This is a genomic window from Ralstonia sp. RL (genome assembly GCF_001683835.1).
GTDB lineage: Bacteria > Pseudomonadota > Gammaproteobacteria > Burkholderiales > Burkholderiaceae > Ralstonia > Ralstonia mannitolilytica.
The window spans coordinates 25,777-42,116 of sequence record NZ_LWRX01000152.1 but is presented as its reverse complement, the minus strand read 5'-3'; the positions used below and the strand labels follow the sequence as shown (position 1 = coordinate 42,116).

General features: G+C 67.4%; 16 protein-coding genes. 6 read left to right on the top strand and 10 right to left on the bottom strand.

Features of this window, described 5'->3' with window-relative positions:
* Positions 1 to 96: 96 nt before the first annotated feature.
* Complete coding sequence (ypfJ, locus tag A6M56_RS15055) at positions 97 to 978, bottom strand: KPN_02809 family neutral zinc metallopeptidase (RefSeq protein ID WP_045787540.1); 882 nt, start codon at positions 976 to 978, stop codon at positions 97 to 99.
* 308 nt (positions 979 to 1,286) lie between these two features.
* Between ypfJ and A6M56_RS15050 the strand changes: the two genes are divergently transcribed.
* Positions 1,287 to 1,862, top strand: a complete 576-nt coding sequence (locus tag A6M56_RS15050; RefSeq protein ID WP_045787539.1) for a hypothetical protein — start codon at positions 1,287 to 1,289, stop codon at positions 1,860 to 1,862.
* On the opposite strand, the gene dapA is transcribed toward A6M56_RS15050, so the two are convergent.
* The 4 genes from dapA to A6M56_RS15030 form a co-directional block, all read right to left on the bottom strand.
* On the bottom strand, positions 1,811 to 2,752 hold the full coding sequence (gene dapA / locus A6M56_RS15045) for a 4-hydroxy-tetrahydrodipicolinate synthase (protein ID WP_102080065.1): 942 nt from the start codon (positions 2,750 to 2,752) through the stop codon (positions 1,811 to 1,813). The two genes, A6M56_RS15050 and dapA, sit on opposite strands and share 52 nt — an antisense overlap.
* A gap of 8 nt (positions 2,753 to 2,760) precedes the next feature.
* On the bottom strand, positions 2,761 to 3,108 hold the full coding sequence (locus A6M56_RS15040; RefSeq protein WP_102080064.1) for a hypothetical protein: 348 nt from the start codon (positions 3,106 to 3,108) through the stop codon (positions 2,761 to 2,763).
* A gap of 127 nt (positions 3,109 to 3,235) precedes the next feature.
* Positions 3,236 to 4,552 carry an MFS transporter gene (locus A6M56_RS15035; protein WP_102080063.1) on the bottom strand — a complete coding sequence of 439 codons (1,317 nt, stop codon included), beginning with the start codon at positions 4,550 to 4,552 and terminating at the stop codon, positions 3,236 to 3,238.
* A 102-nt stretch (positions 4,553 to 4,654) separates the two neighbouring features.
* Entirely contained in the window at positions 4,655 to 6,283 is a 1,629-nt protein-coding gene (locus tag A6M56_RS15030) for a gamma-glutamyltransferase family protein (protein WP_102080062.1), read from the bottom strand.
* 106 nt (positions 6,284 to 6,389) lie between these two features.
* Between A6M56_RS15030 and A6M56_RS15025 the strand changes: the two genes are divergently transcribed.
* Together A6M56_RS15025 and A6M56_RS15020 are read left to right on the top strand one after the other, a co-directional pair.
* The gene (locus A6M56_RS15025) at positions 6,390 to 7,274 is read left to right on the top strand and encodes a LysR family transcriptional regulator (protein WP_045787534.1); all 885 of its coding nucleotides are present in this window, start codon (positions 6,390 to 6,392) and stop codon (positions 7,272 to 7,274) included.
* Between the two features lie 35 nt (positions 7,275 to 7,309).
* Positions 7,310 to 7,720 carry a DoxX family protein gene (locus A6M56_RS15020; RefSeq protein ID WP_102080061.1) on the top strand — a complete coding sequence of 137 codons (411 nt, stop codon included), beginning with the start codon at positions 7,310 to 7,312 and terminating at the stop codon, positions 7,718 to 7,720.
* A gap of 9 nt (positions 7,721 to 7,729) precedes the next feature.
* On the opposite strand, the gene A6M56_RS15015 is transcribed toward A6M56_RS15020, so the two are convergent.
* Entirely contained in the window at positions 7,730 to 9,286 is a 1,557-nt protein-coding gene (locus A6M56_RS15015; protein WP_102080279.1) for an MFS transporter, read from the bottom strand.
* A 73-nt stretch (positions 9,287 to 9,359) separates the two neighbouring features.
* Here A6M56_RS15015 and A6M56_RS15010 point away from each other — a divergent pair, with 73 nt between their 5' ends.
* The 3 genes from A6M56_RS15010 (at position 9,360) to A6M56_RS15000 (ending at position 11,837) form a co-directional block, all read left to right on the top strand.
* Positions 9,360 to 10,277: a LysR family transcriptional regulator gene (locus A6M56_RS15010; RefSeq protein WP_045787532.1), complete on the top strand. Its 918-nt coding sequence runs from the start codon at positions 9,360 to 9,362 to the stop codon at positions 10,275 to 10,277.
* Positions 10,278 to 10,342: 65 nt separating this feature from the next.
* Positions 10,343 to 11,311, top strand: coding sequence for a LysR family transcriptional regulator (locus A6M56_RS15005; protein WP_102080060.1), 969 nt, complete (start codon positions 10,343 to 10,345; stop codon positions 11,309 to 11,311).
* A gap of 58 nt (positions 11,312 to 11,369) precedes the next feature.
* Positions 11,370 to 11,837 carry an MliC family protein gene (locus A6M56_RS15000; protein WP_045787530.1) on the top strand — a complete coding sequence of 156 codons (468 nt, stop codon included), beginning with the start codon at positions 11,370 to 11,372 and terminating at the stop codon, positions 11,835 to 11,837.
* On the opposite strand, the gene A6M56_RS14995 is transcribed toward A6M56_RS15000, so the two are convergent.
* From A6M56_RS14995 to A6M56_RS14980, 4 genes are all read right to left on the bottom strand, one after another.
* The gene (locus A6M56_RS14995; RefSeq protein WP_102080059.1) at positions 11,834 to 12,796 is read right to left on the bottom strand and encodes an MBL fold metallo-hydrolase; all 963 of its coding nucleotides are present in this window, start codon (positions 12,794 to 12,796) and stop codon (positions 11,834 to 11,836) included. The two genes, A6M56_RS15000 and A6M56_RS14995, sit on opposite strands and share 4 nt — an antisense overlap.
* A 35-nt stretch (positions 12,797 to 12,831) precedes the next feature.
* The gene (locus tag A6M56_RS14990; RefSeq protein WP_045787928.1) at positions 12,832 to 13,284 is read right to left on the bottom strand and encodes a DUF192 domain-containing protein; all 453 of its coding nucleotides are present in this window, start codon (positions 13,282 to 13,284) and stop codon (positions 12,832 to 12,834) included.
* Between the two features lie 88 nt (positions 13,285 to 13,372).
* On the bottom strand, positions 13,373 to 14,704 hold the full coding sequence (locus tag A6M56_RS14985; protein ID WP_102080058.1) for a cytochrome-c peroxidase: 1,332 nt from the start codon (positions 14,702 to 14,704) through the stop codon (positions 13,373 to 13,375).
* Positions 14,701 to 16,215 (bottom strand): metallophosphoesterase, encoded by a 1,515-nt coding sequence (locus A6M56_RS14980; RefSeq protein ID WP_045787527.1) that lies wholly within the window; start codon positions 16,213 to 16,215, stop codon positions 14,701 to 14,703. The genes A6M56_RS14985 and A6M56_RS14980 overlap by 4 nt, the downstream gene beginning before the upstream one ends.
* Between the last annotated feature and the right edge of the window lie 125 nt (positions 16,216 to 16,340).

Sequence of the window (16,340 nt, the reverse complement as noted above, 5' to 3'; positions counted from 1 at the left end):
TTCCAGGAAGGCGCGCCTTTTTTTTCCGGGGGCGAATCGCGCGACGGGAAAGCGCGTTGCAGGGCATGCGTGACAGCATGCCCGCCTCGTCTGCGCTCAGGCGTCCGCGCCAGTGCGGAATGTGTCGCACTGGCGGAGGTCGCCGCCATCGAAGCCCTGGCGGAACCAGTGCATGCGCTGCTCGGAGGTGCCGTGCGTGAACGCATCGGGCGTGACGCTGCGGCCCGCGTTGCGCTGGAGCGTGTCGTCGCCGATGGCGTGCGCCGCGGTGAGCGCCTGCTCCAGATCGCCGCGCTCGAGCAGGCCACGCTGCTGCGCGTAGTGGCCCCACACACCGGCCAGGCAGTCGGCCTGCAGTTCGAGCTTGACCGACAGCGCATTGGCGACGCGCTCCGGCTTGCCCGCCTGCGCGCGGCTGACCTTCTCCGACACGCCGAGCAGGTTCTGCACGTGGTGTCCGACTTCGTGCGCGACCACGTACGCGGCGGCAAAGTCGCCGGGGGCGCCGAAGCGGCGGCGGAGTTCATCGAAGAAGCCGAGATCGAGGTACACCTTCGTATCCGCCGGGCAATAGAACGGGCCGACCGCCGACGTGGCGTCTCCGCAACCCGACCGGATGCCCTGGCGGAACAGCACCAGCTTGGGCGGCTGATACGCGCGCCCGGCCTGCTTGAAGAGCTGCGACCAGGTGTCTTCGGTATCGCCGAGCACGTGGCTGACCAGCGCCTTGCTGCGGTCGTTGTCGGTTTCGCCGGTGGGCCGCGCGGGGCCCGGCGCGGATTGCACCGGTGCATTCTGCGACACCTGCATCACCATGCCGAGAATCTCAAGCGGGTTCTTCCCCATCAGCAGACCGACGATGGCCACCACCGCGATGCCGCCGATGCCCAAGCGGATACCGCCGCCGCCAAAGCCGCCCCCCGAGGACGCGCGTTCGTCCTCGACGTTGTTGCTCTCGCGCATGTCATCCCAACGCACGTTGTTCTCCTTGAGGGCTAGGGGTCGGTGGCAGGTTCCGGTGTCACACCCGGTAAACTTTGCAAAGTCTACCCGCTGTATGCGCGCACGGACATGCCGTTGGGCGGCCCAATCGTCTGTTCCCGGACGTTTTTCCCGGTGGAACAAGGGTTTGCAGACGATTGCGGCAACGCACAAAGTCCGGCAGGAAACTTGCTATGCAAAGCTGCTCATCGCCCGCCGGCCCTGTCATGTTGCCGACACACGGCGGTTTCCGAATCACGATCGGCGCAGATGAGGTTGCCGATCCATGACTTCGAGTGTTCACCATGCGTTTGCCTGCTTCCATCACTGCTCAGCCACCGGACGCCGCGGATCCGTCGCATCTGGCCGCCACGCACGTCGACCCCACCGAGGTGTCGGACGTGGAGCAGACCGATGCCGAGCGCAAGCCCTTCTGGGGGCGCGTTTCCGCCGCGGTGTTTGATGGCGCGTTCGGCAGCGTCGCGGCTGCGTTCATCGCAGTCACGGGCGCGATCTACGTGGGGATGTACCACGCGCCCTGGGTGAAGAGTCTCGCCAGCCACACGCCCACGGCGGCCCAGGCGGGCAACGCGATGAGCGTGGCCGTGGCCGCCACTCCGGCCAATGCTTCGACGCCGGTGGAGGCGCCGCCTGCGGCCGAGGCGCCCGCGTCGCCCGACCGCGTGGCGGCTGCACGTGACCGGATGGAGCAGCGGATCTATTCGCAGGTCCAGCAGCCCCGCGCGCGCACCGTGGCCGAGCGCGAGACCATCGACGAGCCGGACGCCCCGGCACCGGCCAAGGCGCGCCGACACCATCGCGGCACGCGCTACATGCATCGCGGGGCACCGTTCGACGCGTCTTGGTACAAGGGCGCCTGAGGGGCCTTTCGCAAGTCGAAGCCCGCGCCGGCGCCTATGTGGTCGAGCCCGTGCACCGCTGCGCGCAGGCGGCGCCGCAGCGGTTCCGACACCGGCAGGAGGGGCGCGCGCGTATCGGCAGCAATGTGGCCCGCCTCCGACAGCAGCGCCTTGACGGGCGCCGGGTTCGGCTCGGCAAACAGCAGCTCGGCCAAGGGCGCAAGCGCGCTGGCGAGGCGCCGTGCTTCGTCGACGCGGCCCGCGCGATGGTGCGCGACCAACGCCACGAACAGATCCGGGCGCAGGTGGGCGCCCGCCAGGATGCCTCCGGTGCCGCCATGTGCGAGGCAGTCGAGGAGCGCGCCGTCATCGCCGCTCAGGACAGCGAGCGGCCCGCCTTCGAGCTGGGCAAATTGCTCGGCCACGCATTCCTTGATGGCGACGATGTTGGCGGTCTCTGCCAGCGCCAGTGCGGTGGCAGGCGCGATCGACACGCCCGTGCGCTTGGGCACGTTGTACAGCACCACGGGCCGCGCCGTGCTGGCGGCCACCTGTGTGTAATGCCAGTGCACCCCGGCTTGCGATGGACACACGTAATACGGCGGCGGAACAAGGTAGCCCGCGCTGTTCCAGCGCTCGTAATGACGGATCTGCGCGCACACCTCGCGCGTGTCCGCCGCGCCTACGCCGATCAGAAAAGGGGTGCGGTCGCCCCAAGCGTCGGCGATGGCCTCCAGCACGGTGTAGCGCTCGATCTGAGAGAGCAGCGCGGCTTCACCGGTCGTGCCCAGCGCAACGAAGCCCGACACGCCCGCGCCCTGGTAATGGCGCACCAGCCGCCGCAGGGCAGCGGTGTCGACCTGGCCATGGTGGAACGGCGTGACCAGCGGAATCCAGATTCCCGAAAACATGGCGCGCCTCAATGCAGCAGCGTATGCGCGCGTTTGTGGGACGTGCTCAGCGGCGTGATGCGGCCCAGTGTGGCGCGGGGCAGGCCACGCAGCAGCGCGCCCACTACCGCGTCGACATCCGCATGCGGCAGTTCGAGGTCGACCGTGACTGCCTTGCGGCGAGCGTCATGCCGGACGATGTACAGCCCAAGCGTGTCGCCAAGCAGCGCATGCAGCTGCCGCCGAACCGCGTGCGGTGCATCGCCGGGCACCGTCACGCGCAGGCACACATATTGGCGTGCCGGCAGCGCCGCCGCGCGAGGCACCGTCGCCGGCGAGGGCGGCAGCAATTGCGGAATCAGCGAAGACAGGAGCATCGATCGCGCCATGATGAGTTGGCGACGGCCCGCGTCGCCATGTCGTTGAACATGACGACACCGTATCGAATCGCTCGTAAAAAGCGTGAAAAAGGGGCGTGACGCTGCGTAAAGAAAGCGTAAATGCTCAGGCAGCGTCCACTGCCTTGCAACGACGCAGCGCGATGATCGTCAGCGAGATGCCGCTCACCGCAGCGGCCGTCAGCACGTAGTAGCTCGGTGCCAGCGTATCGCCCGTCGTGTGGATCAGCCATGTGACGATGAACGGCGCGAACCCGCCAAACAGCGTCACGCCGAGGCTGTAGCCGAGCGACAGCCCGGTCGAGCGCACGCGCGTGGGGAAGATCTCCGACATCAGCGCCGGCATCGGGCCCGAATACGCGGCCTTGAAGATGCCCGACACAGCTTGCAGCGCCAGCAGCGCACCGATGGTCGGGTACGCGCGCAACAGCGCAAACATCGGGTAGATCAGCAGGATCATCAGCACCGACGTGCTGAGCATGATGCGGATGCGGCCAATGCGATCCGACAGCGCGCCCATCACCGGCGAGAGCAGAAACTGCAGCCCGCCATTGAGTACCACCACCGCGAACGACTGTGCGGCCGGCAGATGCAGTTGCTTGACGGCATACGTCGGCATGTAAAGCTGCAGCACGTACACCGACACGGTGGACTGCGCCACCACGCCCACCGCCAGCAGCAGGTTCGTCCACTGCGCTTTGAACGACGCTTGCGGATCGACGGTCGTCTTCTTCTGCTCGGCGACGAACTCGGGCGTCTCATCCAGATGTCGGCGGATGTAGAAACCCACCGGGCCGACCAGCAAGCCGAAGACGAACGGCAACCGCCAGCCCCAGCCTTCCAGATCGGCCGGCGTGAGCGACGCGGTGAGCAGCGCCCCCAGCCCGGCCGCCAGAATGGTGGCAATGCCCTGGCTGGCGAATTGCCAGCTGGCGTAGTAGCCGCGCCCGCGCGTGCTGTGCTCGACCATGAAGGCCGTCGCGCTGCCGAATTCACCGCCCACCGCAAAGCCCTGCACCAAACGTGCGAGCAGGATCGTGATGGGCGCGACGATACCGATCTGCTGATAGCTCGGCATCACGGCAATCGCCAGCGTGCCGACGATCATCAGCAGGATCGACAACGTGAGCGCCGCCTTGCGCCCCTTTCTGTCGGCATACATGCCCAGCACGATCGCGCCCACCGGCCGCGTGATGAACGACACGCCAAAGCTGCCCACTGCAAACAGCAGCGAGACCCATTCGTCATCGGCCGGAAAGAACAGCTTGCCGATGACCGACGCAAAGAAGCCGTAGACGAGAAAGTCGTACCACTCCAGCGCATTGCCGATCGACGACGAAATGACGATGCGGCGTGCGTGCGCTGCAGTCGTTGTTGCGTGCCGAGCAGGTGCAGCAGTGCCTGCCGCAGAGGGGGCGGTCATGATGAGGGTTCCTTTGGTGCCGGCCGGGATCGTTTTTATGGGAACTGCAGCGCGTTGCCCGCCCGGTCCGACGGGTCAGCGCGCTGGTGCGGCGGGGCTTTCTTAGAAGCCCACCGCGTGGCCGTCGCGGCGGCTGTCGCTGGCGGCCACGTAGCCGTGGTCGGCGTCGTCCGACAGGCGCCAGATGAACTGGCCGGAGCCGAAATCCATGTACGGATCGGCTACCGATTCGAGCTTGTGGCCGCGCGCTTCCAGTGCAGCGACGGTCTTGGCGTTCATCGTGCCTTCCACGTCCAGCGTGAAATCGCGGTTGACCTTCCAGCGCGGCGCGTCGCACGCGGCCTGCGGCTGCTGCTTGTAATCGAGCATGCGAACGAGCGTCTGCAGGTGGCCTTGCGGCTGCATGTCGCCGCCCATCACGCCGAAGCTCATCTGCGGCTGGCCATCCTTGGTCAGGAACGCCGGAATGATGGTGTGGAATGGTCGCTTGCCGCCTTCCACCACGTTGGCCGAACGCGCATCCATCGAGAAGCCGAAGCCGCGGTTCTGCAGGCTGATGCCGGTGCCGGGCACCACCACGCCGGAACCGAATCCCATGTAGTTGGACTGGATGAACGAGACCATCATGCCGCTCTCGTCAGCGGCCGTCAGGTACACCGTGCCGCCGGCGCGCGGCATGCCGAAGGTCGGCATCTGCGCGCGGCCCATGTCGATGAGCTTGGCGCGTGCATCGAGGTACGCGTCGTCGAGCATCTGCTCTGGCGTGACTTCCATCGAGCGCGGGTCGGCCACGTATTGGTAGAGATCGGCAAACGCCAGCTTCATCGCTTCAATCTGCAGATGCTGCGAATCGGCGGAGTCGACCGGCAGGGCGCCAAGATCGAAGCGATCGAGAATGCCCAGCGCGATGAGCGCGGCGATGCCCTGGCCGTTCGGCGGGATCTCGTACAGGTCGTAGCCGCGGTAGCGCTTGGTGATCGGTTTGACCCATTCGGGACGATAGTCGCGCAGGTCTTGTGCGGTCATGCCGCCGCCGCATTCGCGCGAATAGGCGGCGATGCGCTCGGCGAGTTCCCCTTCGTAGAAATCGCGGCCATTGGTCTGGCCGAGGCGGCGCAGCGTGGCGGCTGCGTCGGGCAGTTTGAATTTTTCGCCCACTTCCGGCGCGCGGCCGTGCGGCATGAAGGCCTGCGCGTAGCCGGGCTGGTTGTGCAGCTCGGGAATGGCCGCCGCCCATTTGTGCGCGACGATGGGCGCGATGGTGTGGCCGCGCTCGGCAATCTCGGCGGCAGGTTCCAGCACGTCGGCAAACGGCAGCTTGCCGAAGCGCTCGTGCAACGCAGCCCACGCGGAGATGGCGCCGGGCACGGTTACCGCGTCCCAGCCGCGCGTGGGGCGCTTGGGGTTGCCGTTGGCGTCTTCGCCGTATTTCTTGCGGAAGTAATCGAGGTTCCAGGCCTGCGGCGCGGTGCCGGAGGCGTTCAGGCCGTGCAGTTCCTTGCCGTCCCACAGGATTGCGAATGCATCGCTGCCGAGGCCGCACGAGACGGGCTCGACCACGGTCAGCATGGCCGCTGCGGCGATAGCCGCATCCACGGCGCTGCCGCCCGCGAGCAGCATGCGCAGCCCAGCCTGCGCGGCCAGCGGGTGCGACGTCGACACAACGTTGCGCGCAAACAGCGGAATGCGCACGGTCGGATAGGGGTTCTGCCAGTCGAAGCGGTGGGACATGGTGCTCAAGCGGGATGGAGTTGAACGCCGATTATTTGCCTCGCGCTGGATTTAATAAAGTTAAAATTCATTTGATGTTGCTTAAGAAAATCTTGAGATTCCGTCGGTGAGTACGATCCGCTTTCTCCGAACCTTCGTCGCAGTGGCGCGCCATGGCTCGTTTGCCGCCGCTGCCGAGCGCGTGGCGCTCACGCAGGCCGCCGTGAGCCTGCAGATGCGTGCGCTCGAGGCCGAGTTGCGCCGCGACCTGTTCGACCGCTCGGGCCGCACCGTCACGCTCAATGCGCGCGGGCGGGCGCTCCTGCCGCAGGCCGAACATCTGCTGGCGCTGTACGACGCCATGCGCATCGGCGACGAGCCGCAGACCGAGCTTGCCGGCGCCGTGGCGATCGGCGCGGTGGTGTCGGTCATGGGGTCGTTGGCGCATGCGGTGGCGGGCCTCAAGCAGGTGCACAAGGCGCTCGACGTGAAGCTCATCACCGGCAAATCGGGCGAACTGGCCGAGCAGGTGGAGGCGGGGGAACTCGATGGCGCGCTGGTGGTGGAGCATCTGGAGCGGCTGCCGGCCAACCTCGCGTGGCACCCGCTCTACACCGAGCCGCTGGTCGTCGTGGCCGGGCGCCATACGCGCGGCCGTGCCGAGGAGGTGTTGCGTACGCACCCGTTCCTGCGCTTTGACCGCGCGGTGCGCACGGGCGCCCTCATCGACCGTGCCTTGCGCAAGACGCACATGGCGGTCAACGAGTTCATCGAGGTCAATTCGATCGAGGCGATCGTTGAGCTGGTGCGCCAGCAGGTTGGGGTGACGCTGGTGCCGCGCCTGCGCCGCGCCAGTTGGGAGAGCGATCCCGCCCTGCGCGTGCTGCCCATGCCGCCGCAGACCCCCGTGCGCACTGTCGGCATGATCGAGCGCAAGGAGCACGTGCGGCACGGTGTGATCCAAGCGGTACTCGATGCGCTCGAAACCACACTTGGCAAATCGAGCGCCTAGACTGCAATCACCAAAATCCGCCCCGGAGGCCAGAAATGGACGCGTTCATCGAACGTTGGCGAAACGAGCTGATGCTGCTCGCCCGCATCCTCATGATGGTGCTGTTCGTGATGTCCGGATGGGCCAAGCTCAGCGGCTTCCAGGGCACGGTCGGCTACATGGCAAGCACGGGCGCGCCCGTACCGGCGGTGGCCGCCGCCATTGCCGTCATCATGGAGTTGGGCGTGGGGATCTGCCTGCTGATCGGTTTCTGGACGCGGCCGCTGGCCTTGCTGATGGCGCTGTTCGTGCTCGGCACGTCGCTGATTGGCCACCATTACTGGAGCATGGAAGGCGCGGCGCAGGCGGCCAACAAGATCCAGTTCTACAAGAACCTGACGATCATGGGCGGCTTGTTCCTGCTGGCCGCCGTGGGGCCGGGCAAGTACGCGGTGCAGACATCGTAGCGGGCGCTTTCAGCGCAGCGAGCGCTGCATCAGCACCACCACCGCCAGCACGCCGCACACCACGGCAAACCAACTGAAGAGCTGCGTGCCGGCCAGCAGCGTGGCCTGTCGGTCGATCTCCGCCGACAGGCTCGCCAGGCGTTGCGGCGTCAGCGGTCCGGCGGCCTGCAGATCCGATGTGAAGCGCGTGACGTGCGCCACGATCAGCGAGCGCGATTCGGCCTGCTGCGTCTGCAGCGACACCGCCGCCAGCCCCGTGCCGACTGCCGTGGCGAACTGGCGTGCGATGTTCTTCATCTGGTAGCCGTGCGCGAAGTCTTCCCGGTCGAGATCGAGGTAGGTCATCATCGCGACCTGGATCATCACCGCACCCGGCGTGATGCCTTCGAGCATCGATACGGGGAAGAAGGCGTAGTCCGGTGCGCCCGGCATCAGGCTCGTGCCGAGCAGCAGCGCTGCCGCCGCATACACGCCAAAGCCGATCGCGATGAAGCGGCGCTTGCGGAAGAAGAACGGCAGCCAGATCGTCATGATCACCGCCACCACGGTCGATACCGCGCCGCTGATCATCAGGAACAGCGTGGTCGTGCGGAACGTGAAACCGAGCCCGCCTTGCGACACCGCCGGAAACAGGTAAGACCAATAGCCGCTCATCAGGTAGTACACGCCGTAGAAGCCGATGCCCCACAGGTAGCGGCGGCCGTTCAGGCGCGACAGGTCGAGCCACGGATCGGGGTGCGTGCGCAGCCGGTGCATGGCCAGCAGCAGCGATGCCGCCCCGCCAATCAGGAGCAGCGGGATCGCCGGCGACGCCGTGAGCCGGCTATAACGCAGCTCCGACAGGCCCATCAGGAACGACAACGCGCCGATGGCCATGGTGCCGACGCCGACCCAGTCCCACAGGCTGTCCTGCGGCGGCGCCTCGTGCGGGCGGCGTGCGGCGCGTGTGCGGGGCTGGTGACGTTCGGGCGGCAGGAAGAACATCGCCATCCAGGCCACGACGGCCAGCACGAGCTCCAGCCAGAAGATCACGCGCCATTCGCTGTATTCGAGCACCTCGGCGCAGATCCACGGCGCGATCGTCGTCAGGCCGAAGAGACCGACGCTGAACATGAGCATCGGCGGGATGCGCTCGTCGGGCTCTGCGGTGAGCTGCACCAGGATCCGCGATGCCGAGAACAGGCCGCCCGCGCCCAGCCCCTGGATCGTCCGGCCGACCACCAGCTCGCCAATCGTGTTCGATTGCGCGCACACCACGCAGCCGGCGGCAAACAGCGCGATCCCTACGAGCGAGTACATGCGGTAGCCCACGTGCGCGGCAATGCGGCCGATGGCGAGGTTTGCCACCACCGCGGCCACGGCATAAGCGGTGACGGCGTACAGATACGCTTCGGGGCTGGCATGCACGCCGCCCTGGATGTGCTGCCCGGCCACGGCGAACATCTGCGAAGACACGAAGTCGAGCCCGGTGGACAGGCCCAGCGCGAGCCCGAATGCGTGGACACGCGCAGAAGAAAAATGGGGAAACGCCCGCAGCGACGCGGGTTTGAGGATTTGCAGCGACATGTGCCCGAGCATAAACTTGCCCGCCAGCCGGATAAACGGCCAACTCTAGGAACACTGTCCAGTCATGCGAACAATGGAGTGGAACGACTGGGAGACCTTCTGCCGCGTGGTGGAGGCCGGCAGCTTCACCGCCGCCGCCGAGGCGCTCGGGATCCCGAAATCGACCGCCAGCGCCGCCGTCTCGCGGCTGGAAGCCTCGCTCGGCGTGCGGCTCATGACGCGCACCACGCGCCAGCTGCGCCTGACCGAAGCGGGCTCGCACTTCTACGACGACATCGCCCCACTGTTCGAGCGCCTGCGCGAAGTGCACGCCGACACCACCGCCGCCAGCGAAACCGTCGCCGGCACGCTGCGCATCGCTGCGCCGTACGAGGTGGGTGCACAGCACCTGACCGAGCCGGTATGCCGCACGCTCGAGAAATACCCGCACTTGCAGATCCAGGTGCACATCTCGTGGGAGCAGCCCGATCTGCTGGCCAGCGGTTACGACATCGTCTTCGTGATGGTCGACCAGATGCTGCCGGACTCGTCGCTGGTGGCGCGCCGCGTGGTGATGATCCCGCGCGGCCTGTACGCCTCGCCGGCATTGCTGGCGGAACGCCCGCCGCTGAAGACGCCCGCCGACCTGGCCGGCTGGCCCTGCCTCTCCGGCCCCGACGATGCGAGCTGGGCCTTCCGCCCCGCGGGCGACCCAGCGGCTGAGCCGATCGAGGTTCCGATCCAGCCGCGCCTGCAGACGCTGAATGCCGAAATGCGCGCCCGCGCCGCCGTGCGCGGCTTGGGCGTGGCGCGCATGGCGCGTTCCGTGGGCGATGCCGAAGTCGCCACCGGCCGGCTCGTGCGCGTGCTGCCCGACTTCGAGCTGACCGCGCTGCGTGTGTACGCGCTGATGCCGGCGCGCAAGCTCGTGCCGCGCAAGGTGCGCGTGTTTCTGGATGCGCTCGAGGCGGAGGGCGTCGCCGCCACGCCGGCGCCCGCCGATCCGGCCTAGCCGAAGACTCGGGGCCGATGTCACAATCGGCGCTTTCCCATTCGGATTTGTGAGGACCGGCGGCCATGCGCTTGCGCCAGATCGAAGTCTTCCGCGCCGTGATGCTGGTGGGCACCGTCAGCGAGGCCGCGCGCATGCTCAACGTGTCGCAGCCCGTGGTGACGCGCGTGCTGCAACACACCGAGCTGCAGCTCGGCTTCCGCCTGTTCGATCGAACCAAGGGACGCTTGCAGCCTACCGCGGAGGCATTCGAGCTGTTCGCGGAGGTCGAACGCCTGTACCAGGAGGTCGAGCGCGTGCGGCGCGTGTCGGCCAACCTGCGCCACAAGGGGGCGGGGCGCCTGCGCGTGGCGGCCACGCCGAGCCTGGCGCCGAGCATTCTCGCGCCGGCTGTGCGCCGCTTCTCACAGCGTCACCCCGACACGCTCGTGCGCGTGTTCACCCATCACACCGCCGAGATCGTGCAGGGCTTGCTCTCGCAGGATATTGATGTCGGCTTCGCCTTTGCGCCGCCCGTGCATCCCGCCATCAGCACGACGCCGGTCGCCCAGGGCCGCATCCTGCTGGCCGCACCGCGCGCGTGGGTCGGCGGAAAGACCGACGGTCGCGTGCTGCACAGGCTCGTCGCCGAGAAACCGTTCATCGGCCTCGAAGACCAGATCTCGCTCGGCTCGCTCGTCGGGCAGACGCTGGCACGCGGCGGACTGGCGCCGCAGTCGACGCTGGAGGTGCAGACGTATTCGCTGGCGCGCTCGCTGGTGGAGGAATCGCTGGGGGTGACGATGCTCGACCAGTTCACCGCCGCCACCGGCAGCATGGAGCGCATCGCGCTGTTCGCGCTGGAACCGGCGCAGACCTTCGATGTGCGCGCCATGCGTGCCGAGCACCATGCGCCGTCATCGCTGGCTGACAGCCTCGTGCAGTGCTTTGCCGAAGCGGCGCGCGCGTTGTCCGAGGAACTGCCGCAACGCCTGGAGCCGACACCGCTTGTGCTGAGCCCGTCAGCCGCGGAAGCCGACGACGCGGCGGACTGACTTTTCGGGCCCGTACACGTCTAACGGGCTCCCGCTGATCTTCCAAGGAGACCGATCCATGCGTCGTTCTGCAACCGCAATGATGTTGGGCGTGGCGCTGGGCGCCGGCGTGTTCAGTGGCTTCGCCACCGCGCAGCAGTCGCCCGTGCCCGGCATGTCGTCCGACGATCTGAATACCGCGCTCGACTTTGCCAAGGCCGGGTTGAACAAGGCCATCGACCAGGCCCGCGCGTATTCCGCACTGCCGATCAAGGAGCCGCACGACGTGCGCTACAGCTGCGGGGGCGGCAAGACGCTGCTCGTGAAGTACATGACGGTGGGCGATACACCGCTGGCGGCCATCACGCTCGACGGCAAGACCCACGTGTTCGCCAACGTCATCTCGGCGTCGGGCGCGCGTTATGCGTCGGGCCCGTACGTCTGGTGGACGAAGGGTCCCACCGGCTTCCTCACCGATGAGACGCTGCCCGCCAACCGCAACGTCCTCTACCGCGACTGCAACGAAGCGACCAGCGGCCGCCCCTAGATTTCCTGCAGGTCGCGGCCCACGATGATCTCGCCCTTGAAGTGCGGGCGCACCGCATCCAGCCACACCGCATCTTCCAGATACGGATAGCCGCCCGGCACGAAGTGCGACAGCACCAGCGTCTTGACCTTGGCCTCGGTGGCGATGCGGCCGACGTCTTCGGTGGAGGTGTGGCTCGCCAGCAGATGCTCGCGCAGCGTCTTGGCATTCGGCTCGGTGGCGAGCAGCCTGTCGAGCGACGGCAGGTGCATCACCTCGTGCACGAGCACGTCGGCGCCATAGGCCAGGCGCACGAGGTTTTCGCTCGGCGCCGTATCGCCGGAAATGACGATGGAGCGGTCTGCCGAATCAAAGCGGAACGCCAAGGCGGGCGCCACCGGGGGGTGCTTCACCAATGCGCTCGTGACCTTGACGTTGGCGTCTTGCATCACCAGCCCGCCTTCGGTGATCTCGTGCGGGTGGATCATCGGCGCCAGCGGCGGCCGGCCTTCGTCGGCAATGCGGGTGCGGATGTCGTAGTCATACAGTTCGAGAAACCTGGTCGTCATCGCGGCCAGCGGGGGCGGGCCCCAGGCGTCGACGGGGCCGGTCAGGTCGGTGGCCCAGGCGAGCAGCATCAGCGTGCCGTAATCGGCGTTGTGGTCGGAGTGCTGATGCGTGAGGAAGACGTGGCGAATGTCCTTGAGCTTGAGCCCCGCCGTTACATACTGGCGTGCGACACCGTTGCCGCAGTCCACCACGTACGACACGCCGTTGATGACGATCACCTGCGCCGGCGCTGAGCGGTTCTTCTTGGGCGTCGGCCCCCCGGCGGTGCCGAGCAGGATCAGGCGCGTGCCCTTGCCCGCCCCTGCCGCCGATGCTGCCATCGGCCAGCCTGCGGCGGCAGCGCCCGCGCCTGCGGCCAGTGCGCCTGCCTGCTGCATCCAGCGGCGGCGGTTGTTGCTGAATGCGTGCATGCGGCGGTCTCCTCTCTGTTGTTGTGGGATGCGCCTCAGCGCGGCAGGCCGCCGACCTTCATGCCGGGCTTGATGCCCTTGCGCGAGAACCAGCCCTTGTTCATTTCGAGCGCATAGCGGCCGGCGCGGGTCGGGCAGTGGTTGTCTTCGGTCTGCGGCTTCATCTCGGCAATGTCGGAGATGGTGCCGTCCTCGGTGATGAACGCGATCGAGAGCGGCAGATCCGTGTTCTTCATCCAGAAGCAGTGTCCGGCAATCTCGTCGAACACGAACAGCATGCCGGCCGTGTCGGGCATCGACTTGCGGAACATCAGCCCCGTCTCGCGAGACTGCGGGGTGGCGGCCACTTCAGCGTGGACCTTGTACATGCCGATCGTCAGATCGGTGACGGGCAGGCCGGTGTTCGGGCCGGTCGGCGTTTGCGCGAAGGCCGTGCCGGCGGCGATCGACAGGCACAGGCCGGCAAGCAGGCGGGAGAGCGTGGTCATGGCAAGCAAGGCAGAAACGAAACGCACCATGATCGGCACTCGACCTCCCGGCGTCAATGCGGCGAGGGCCCGCGGGGATAAAAAGTTGTTACCGCGTAGTGGCCTGGTCGGGCCGGATGGCGGCGGTCCTTGTGCCCGCCCTGGGCGCGTGCGCCGAGCGTGCCTTGTCCACCGCGGGGTCCGGCATCTGCGCCACGTAGCGCGCATCGGTGAGCGTGCGCAGGAAGGCGACGATGTCGTCGATTTCGTCTTCCGTCAGCGCGGGTGTAGCGCCGGCGCGGCGGTTCATCGGCACAGCGTTCACGTTGATGTTGCCCTGGTATCTGGCGGGCACGTCGTCGAAACGCTTGCCGCCGGGGTACCACTGCGCCGGGTCGGTCGAGCGCGTGGCATAGAAGGCCACCGCATCGCGCAGCGTGCGGAACACGCCGTTGTGCATGAACGTCTGCCGCACGGCCACGTTGCGCAGGCCGGCCGTGCGGAAGTAGCCGCACCACTGGTCGGGCTCGGGCCATCCGAGGGCGCGGGCGGTCTGGCACAGGCCGACGTCGAAGTGGCGCGCGTCCTTGTTGGCGGGCAGCCGCGGGTTGCGCGGCACGGCGATGGCGTCGTAGCCGAAATCGGTGAACAGCGAGCGCTCCGGGCGCGACGACGATTCCACCATCAGGTGGCACGAGGCGCAGTTGCCCTTGTCGGGGTTGCGGAAGAGGGCGAGGCCGCGCATCTCGGCCGGCGAAAGCGGCGTGCGCTTGCGCAGGAAATCATCAAAGCGCGAGGTGAACGGCGCCATCTCGTCGCTCTGGAAATACGCCTCCAGCGCCTTTCCCAGCGCGCCCACGAGCCGTTCGGGGTCGCGGACCGCATCGGCACCGAATTGCTGCGTCAGCGCTTGGCCGAGGTCCGTGCCGGCCACCTTGCGCTGCAGCGTGCGCGGCGAGCGATTGCCCATTTCATCGGGGCTGAACAGCGGGCCGCGAATCTGCTCGGCGATGGAGTCGGCACGGCCATCGGCAAAGAAGCCGCCAAACGGCGACGGGAAGCTAGCGTCGTCGTCCTGGAAGAAGTACCGCTGCGGCACGTAACGCAGATACAGCAGCGATGGCGCATTGCGCGCGGCTATGTGCCCCGGGCGGCTGCCTGCCGGCACGCCGATGCGCAGCGCCTCGCCCTTGAGCGTGGGCGCGAACGCCCGGCCGGGGTCATGGCACGCCGCGCACGACGTGCCCTGCGGCTCCGACAGGCGCGGGTCGAAAAACACCCGCTTGCCGAGCGCGACGAGGTTCGGGTCGGGCTTGAACACGGCCGACTCGGCAGGCGGCGGCACGGCGTCCAGCTTGGGCGTCATGCCAATCGATTCGGCTAGCGCCACACCCGGGATGAGTGTGGCGGCAACCCAAAGCGCAATGCGCAGGCGCTTCAAGGTGCGACGAAGCCGGTCTTGTCGCACACCAGGCTCGAACCGTTCTGCGTGCACGTCGTCAGCAGCTTGCCGTTGACGGTGTACGCCTTGAACAGCCAGCCCTTGGCGGGCGCCGGCTGGCGGTCCATCACCATGAAGCCGAACGAGTTGTTGTGCGAGATGCTGCCCACCGTCACGCCGGAGGCCGGGCTGATGGCCGGGAACGGATCGGGCAGGGCCACATCCAGCGAATCGCCGGCGTTGCCCGCCACGATGGTCGCCGGATGGTTGCTGGTGAAGTTGATGGCCTGGAAGTCGTGCACGTGACCATGTAGCGCCACCTGCACGCCGGGCGGGTAGTAGGCCGTGGCGTTCAGGCTGTTCATGACCGACAGCAGTGCCGCGTTGCCGCCCAGCGGCGTGCCCCCTGCGATCGGCACGAAGCCGAGGATCGGGTGGTGGTTGGTGAAGATCGACATCACGCCCGGCTTGGCGGCCAGCGTACCGACGGTGGCGAACTGCTTCTGGTAGGTCTGGAACCACGGGTCGGTGGTCGCCAGCGGCGTGGTGCCCGCCTTGGCCGAATCGAACACGATGACTTGCGTATCGCTCCCGATGGCCACGGCGTACGGGTCCGACGCGTTGGCTGCGGTGTCGTTGGCCGGGTTGTCGCACGAGCGGTCCGCGGAATACGGGCGCGGATCGAGGAAGCGATACCAGCCCTGGCCGGCGCGCGCGCATTCCTCGTGATTGCCACGCACCAGCACCCACGGGGCGGCGGCCATCAGCGGGGCGGCGGGCTGGAACAGGTCGGCCTGCCATGTATCCCAGCCGTAGCCCCACGGGCTGCCCTGGCAGCCGGCCACGTCGGGCGGGCAGGCGTTTTCGCGGTAGTGGTAGTCGCCCACGTGCAGGACGAGGTCGGGTTTCATGGCCGCTGCCGTGGCGGCAGCAGTCGAGAACGGCCACGACAGCGGATCGTTGCACGCCTGGAACGTGTTGCTCGACTTCTTCATGCGGCAGCCGGTGTCCGCCAGGATCACCACGCGTTGCGGGTTGGCCTTGGGCAGCGGCAGCACACGGGAGCCGATCGACGCGGCCTTGGCGGTCGATGCCACCGTGGCCTCGCAGGCGCTCACCGGAAAGGACGAAGCCTTGGAATCGCTCGCGGCGCTGGCGGTGGTGCGTTGTGCCACGGTGCCGGCGGCCACGCGCAGGCTCATGCGGGTGGTGGAGCCGTCCACCGTCAGCAGCGGACACACCGAGCTGTCGGCCGGTGTTGCGCCGTTCGTGTAGCTCGTGGCGACGCGGACGATGGCCTGATTGTTGTCACCGATCTCCACCCACGCGGCCTGGATATTGGCATCCGCCGTGGCGGCGTCAGCCGGCGCGGGCGTCGGTGCAGGCGTGGAATCGGAGGACGAGCCGCCGCAGCCTGCGATCACGGCTGCCGCAGCCAGCGCGGCAAGAGAGAGCATCGTCAACACGGTGCGTTTGCGCCGCACCGCAGCGAACATCGATCGGAATTCCATCGCGCCTTCCCTGTTTCTTGTTGTGAGGAACGCGCAACGTACCCAAGCTAGATGGCGCTATTTTGACAGCCCCACTTGCGTGCTGGGGTATCGGCCAAAGCGGGGCGAAAAAAAAAGCAGATGCA

Bases quoted from the DNA above. Each gene is read 5' to 3' on its own strand.
- A6M56_RS15050 (WP_045787539.1), top strand. From the start codon at position 1,287: ATGCGTTTGCCTGCTTCCATCACTGCTCAGCCACCGGACGCCGCGGAT.
- A6M56_RS15005 (WP_102080060.1), top strand. From the start codon at position 10,343: ATGCGCTTGCGCCAGATCGAAGTCTTCCGCGCCGTGATGCTGGTGGGC.
- A6M56_RS15040 (WP_102080064.1), bottom strand. From the start codon at position 3,108: ATGCTCCTGTCTTCGCTGATTCCGCAATTGCTGCCGCCCTCGCCGGCG.
- dapA (WP_102080065.1), bottom strand. From the start codon at position 2,752: ATGTTTTCGGGAATCTGGATTCCGCTGGTCACGCCGTTCCACCATGGC.
- A6M56_RS15000 (WP_045787530.1), top strand. From the start codon at position 11,370: ATGCGTCGTTCTGCAACCGCAATGATGTTGGGCGTGGCGCTGGGCGCC.
- A6M56_RS15015 (WP_102080279.1), bottom strand. From the start codon at position 9,286: ATGTCGCTGCAAATCCTCAAACCCGCGTCGCTGCGGGCGTTTCCCCAT.
- A6M56_RS14995 (WP_102080059.1), bottom strand. From the start codon at position 12,796: ATGCACGCATTCAGCAACAACCGCCGCCGCTGGATGCAGCAGGCAGGC.
- A6M56_RS15035 (WP_102080063.1), bottom strand. From the start codon at position 4,552: ATGACCGCCCCCTCTGCGGCAGGCACTGCTGCACCTGCTCGGCACGCA.
- A6M56_RS14980 (WP_045787527.1), bottom strand. From the start codon at position 16,215: ATGGAATTCCGATCGATGTTCGCTGCGGTGCGGCGCAAACGCACCGTG.
- A6M56_RS15030 (WP_102080062.1), bottom strand. From the start codon at position 6,283: ATGTCCCACCGCTTCGACTGGCAGAACCCCTATCCGACCGTGCGCATT.
- A6M56_RS15020 (WP_102080061.1), top strand. From the start codon at position 7,310: ATGGACGCGTTCATCGAACGTTGGCGAAACGAGCTGATGCTGCTCGCC.
- A6M56_RS14990 (WP_045787928.1), bottom strand. From the start codon at position 13,284: ATGACCACGCTCTCCCGCCTGCTTGCCGGCCTGTGCCTGTCGATCGCC.
- A6M56_RS15010 (WP_045787532.1), top strand. From the start codon at position 9,360: ATGGAGTGGAACGACTGGGAGACCTTCTGCCGCGTGGTGGAGGCCGGC.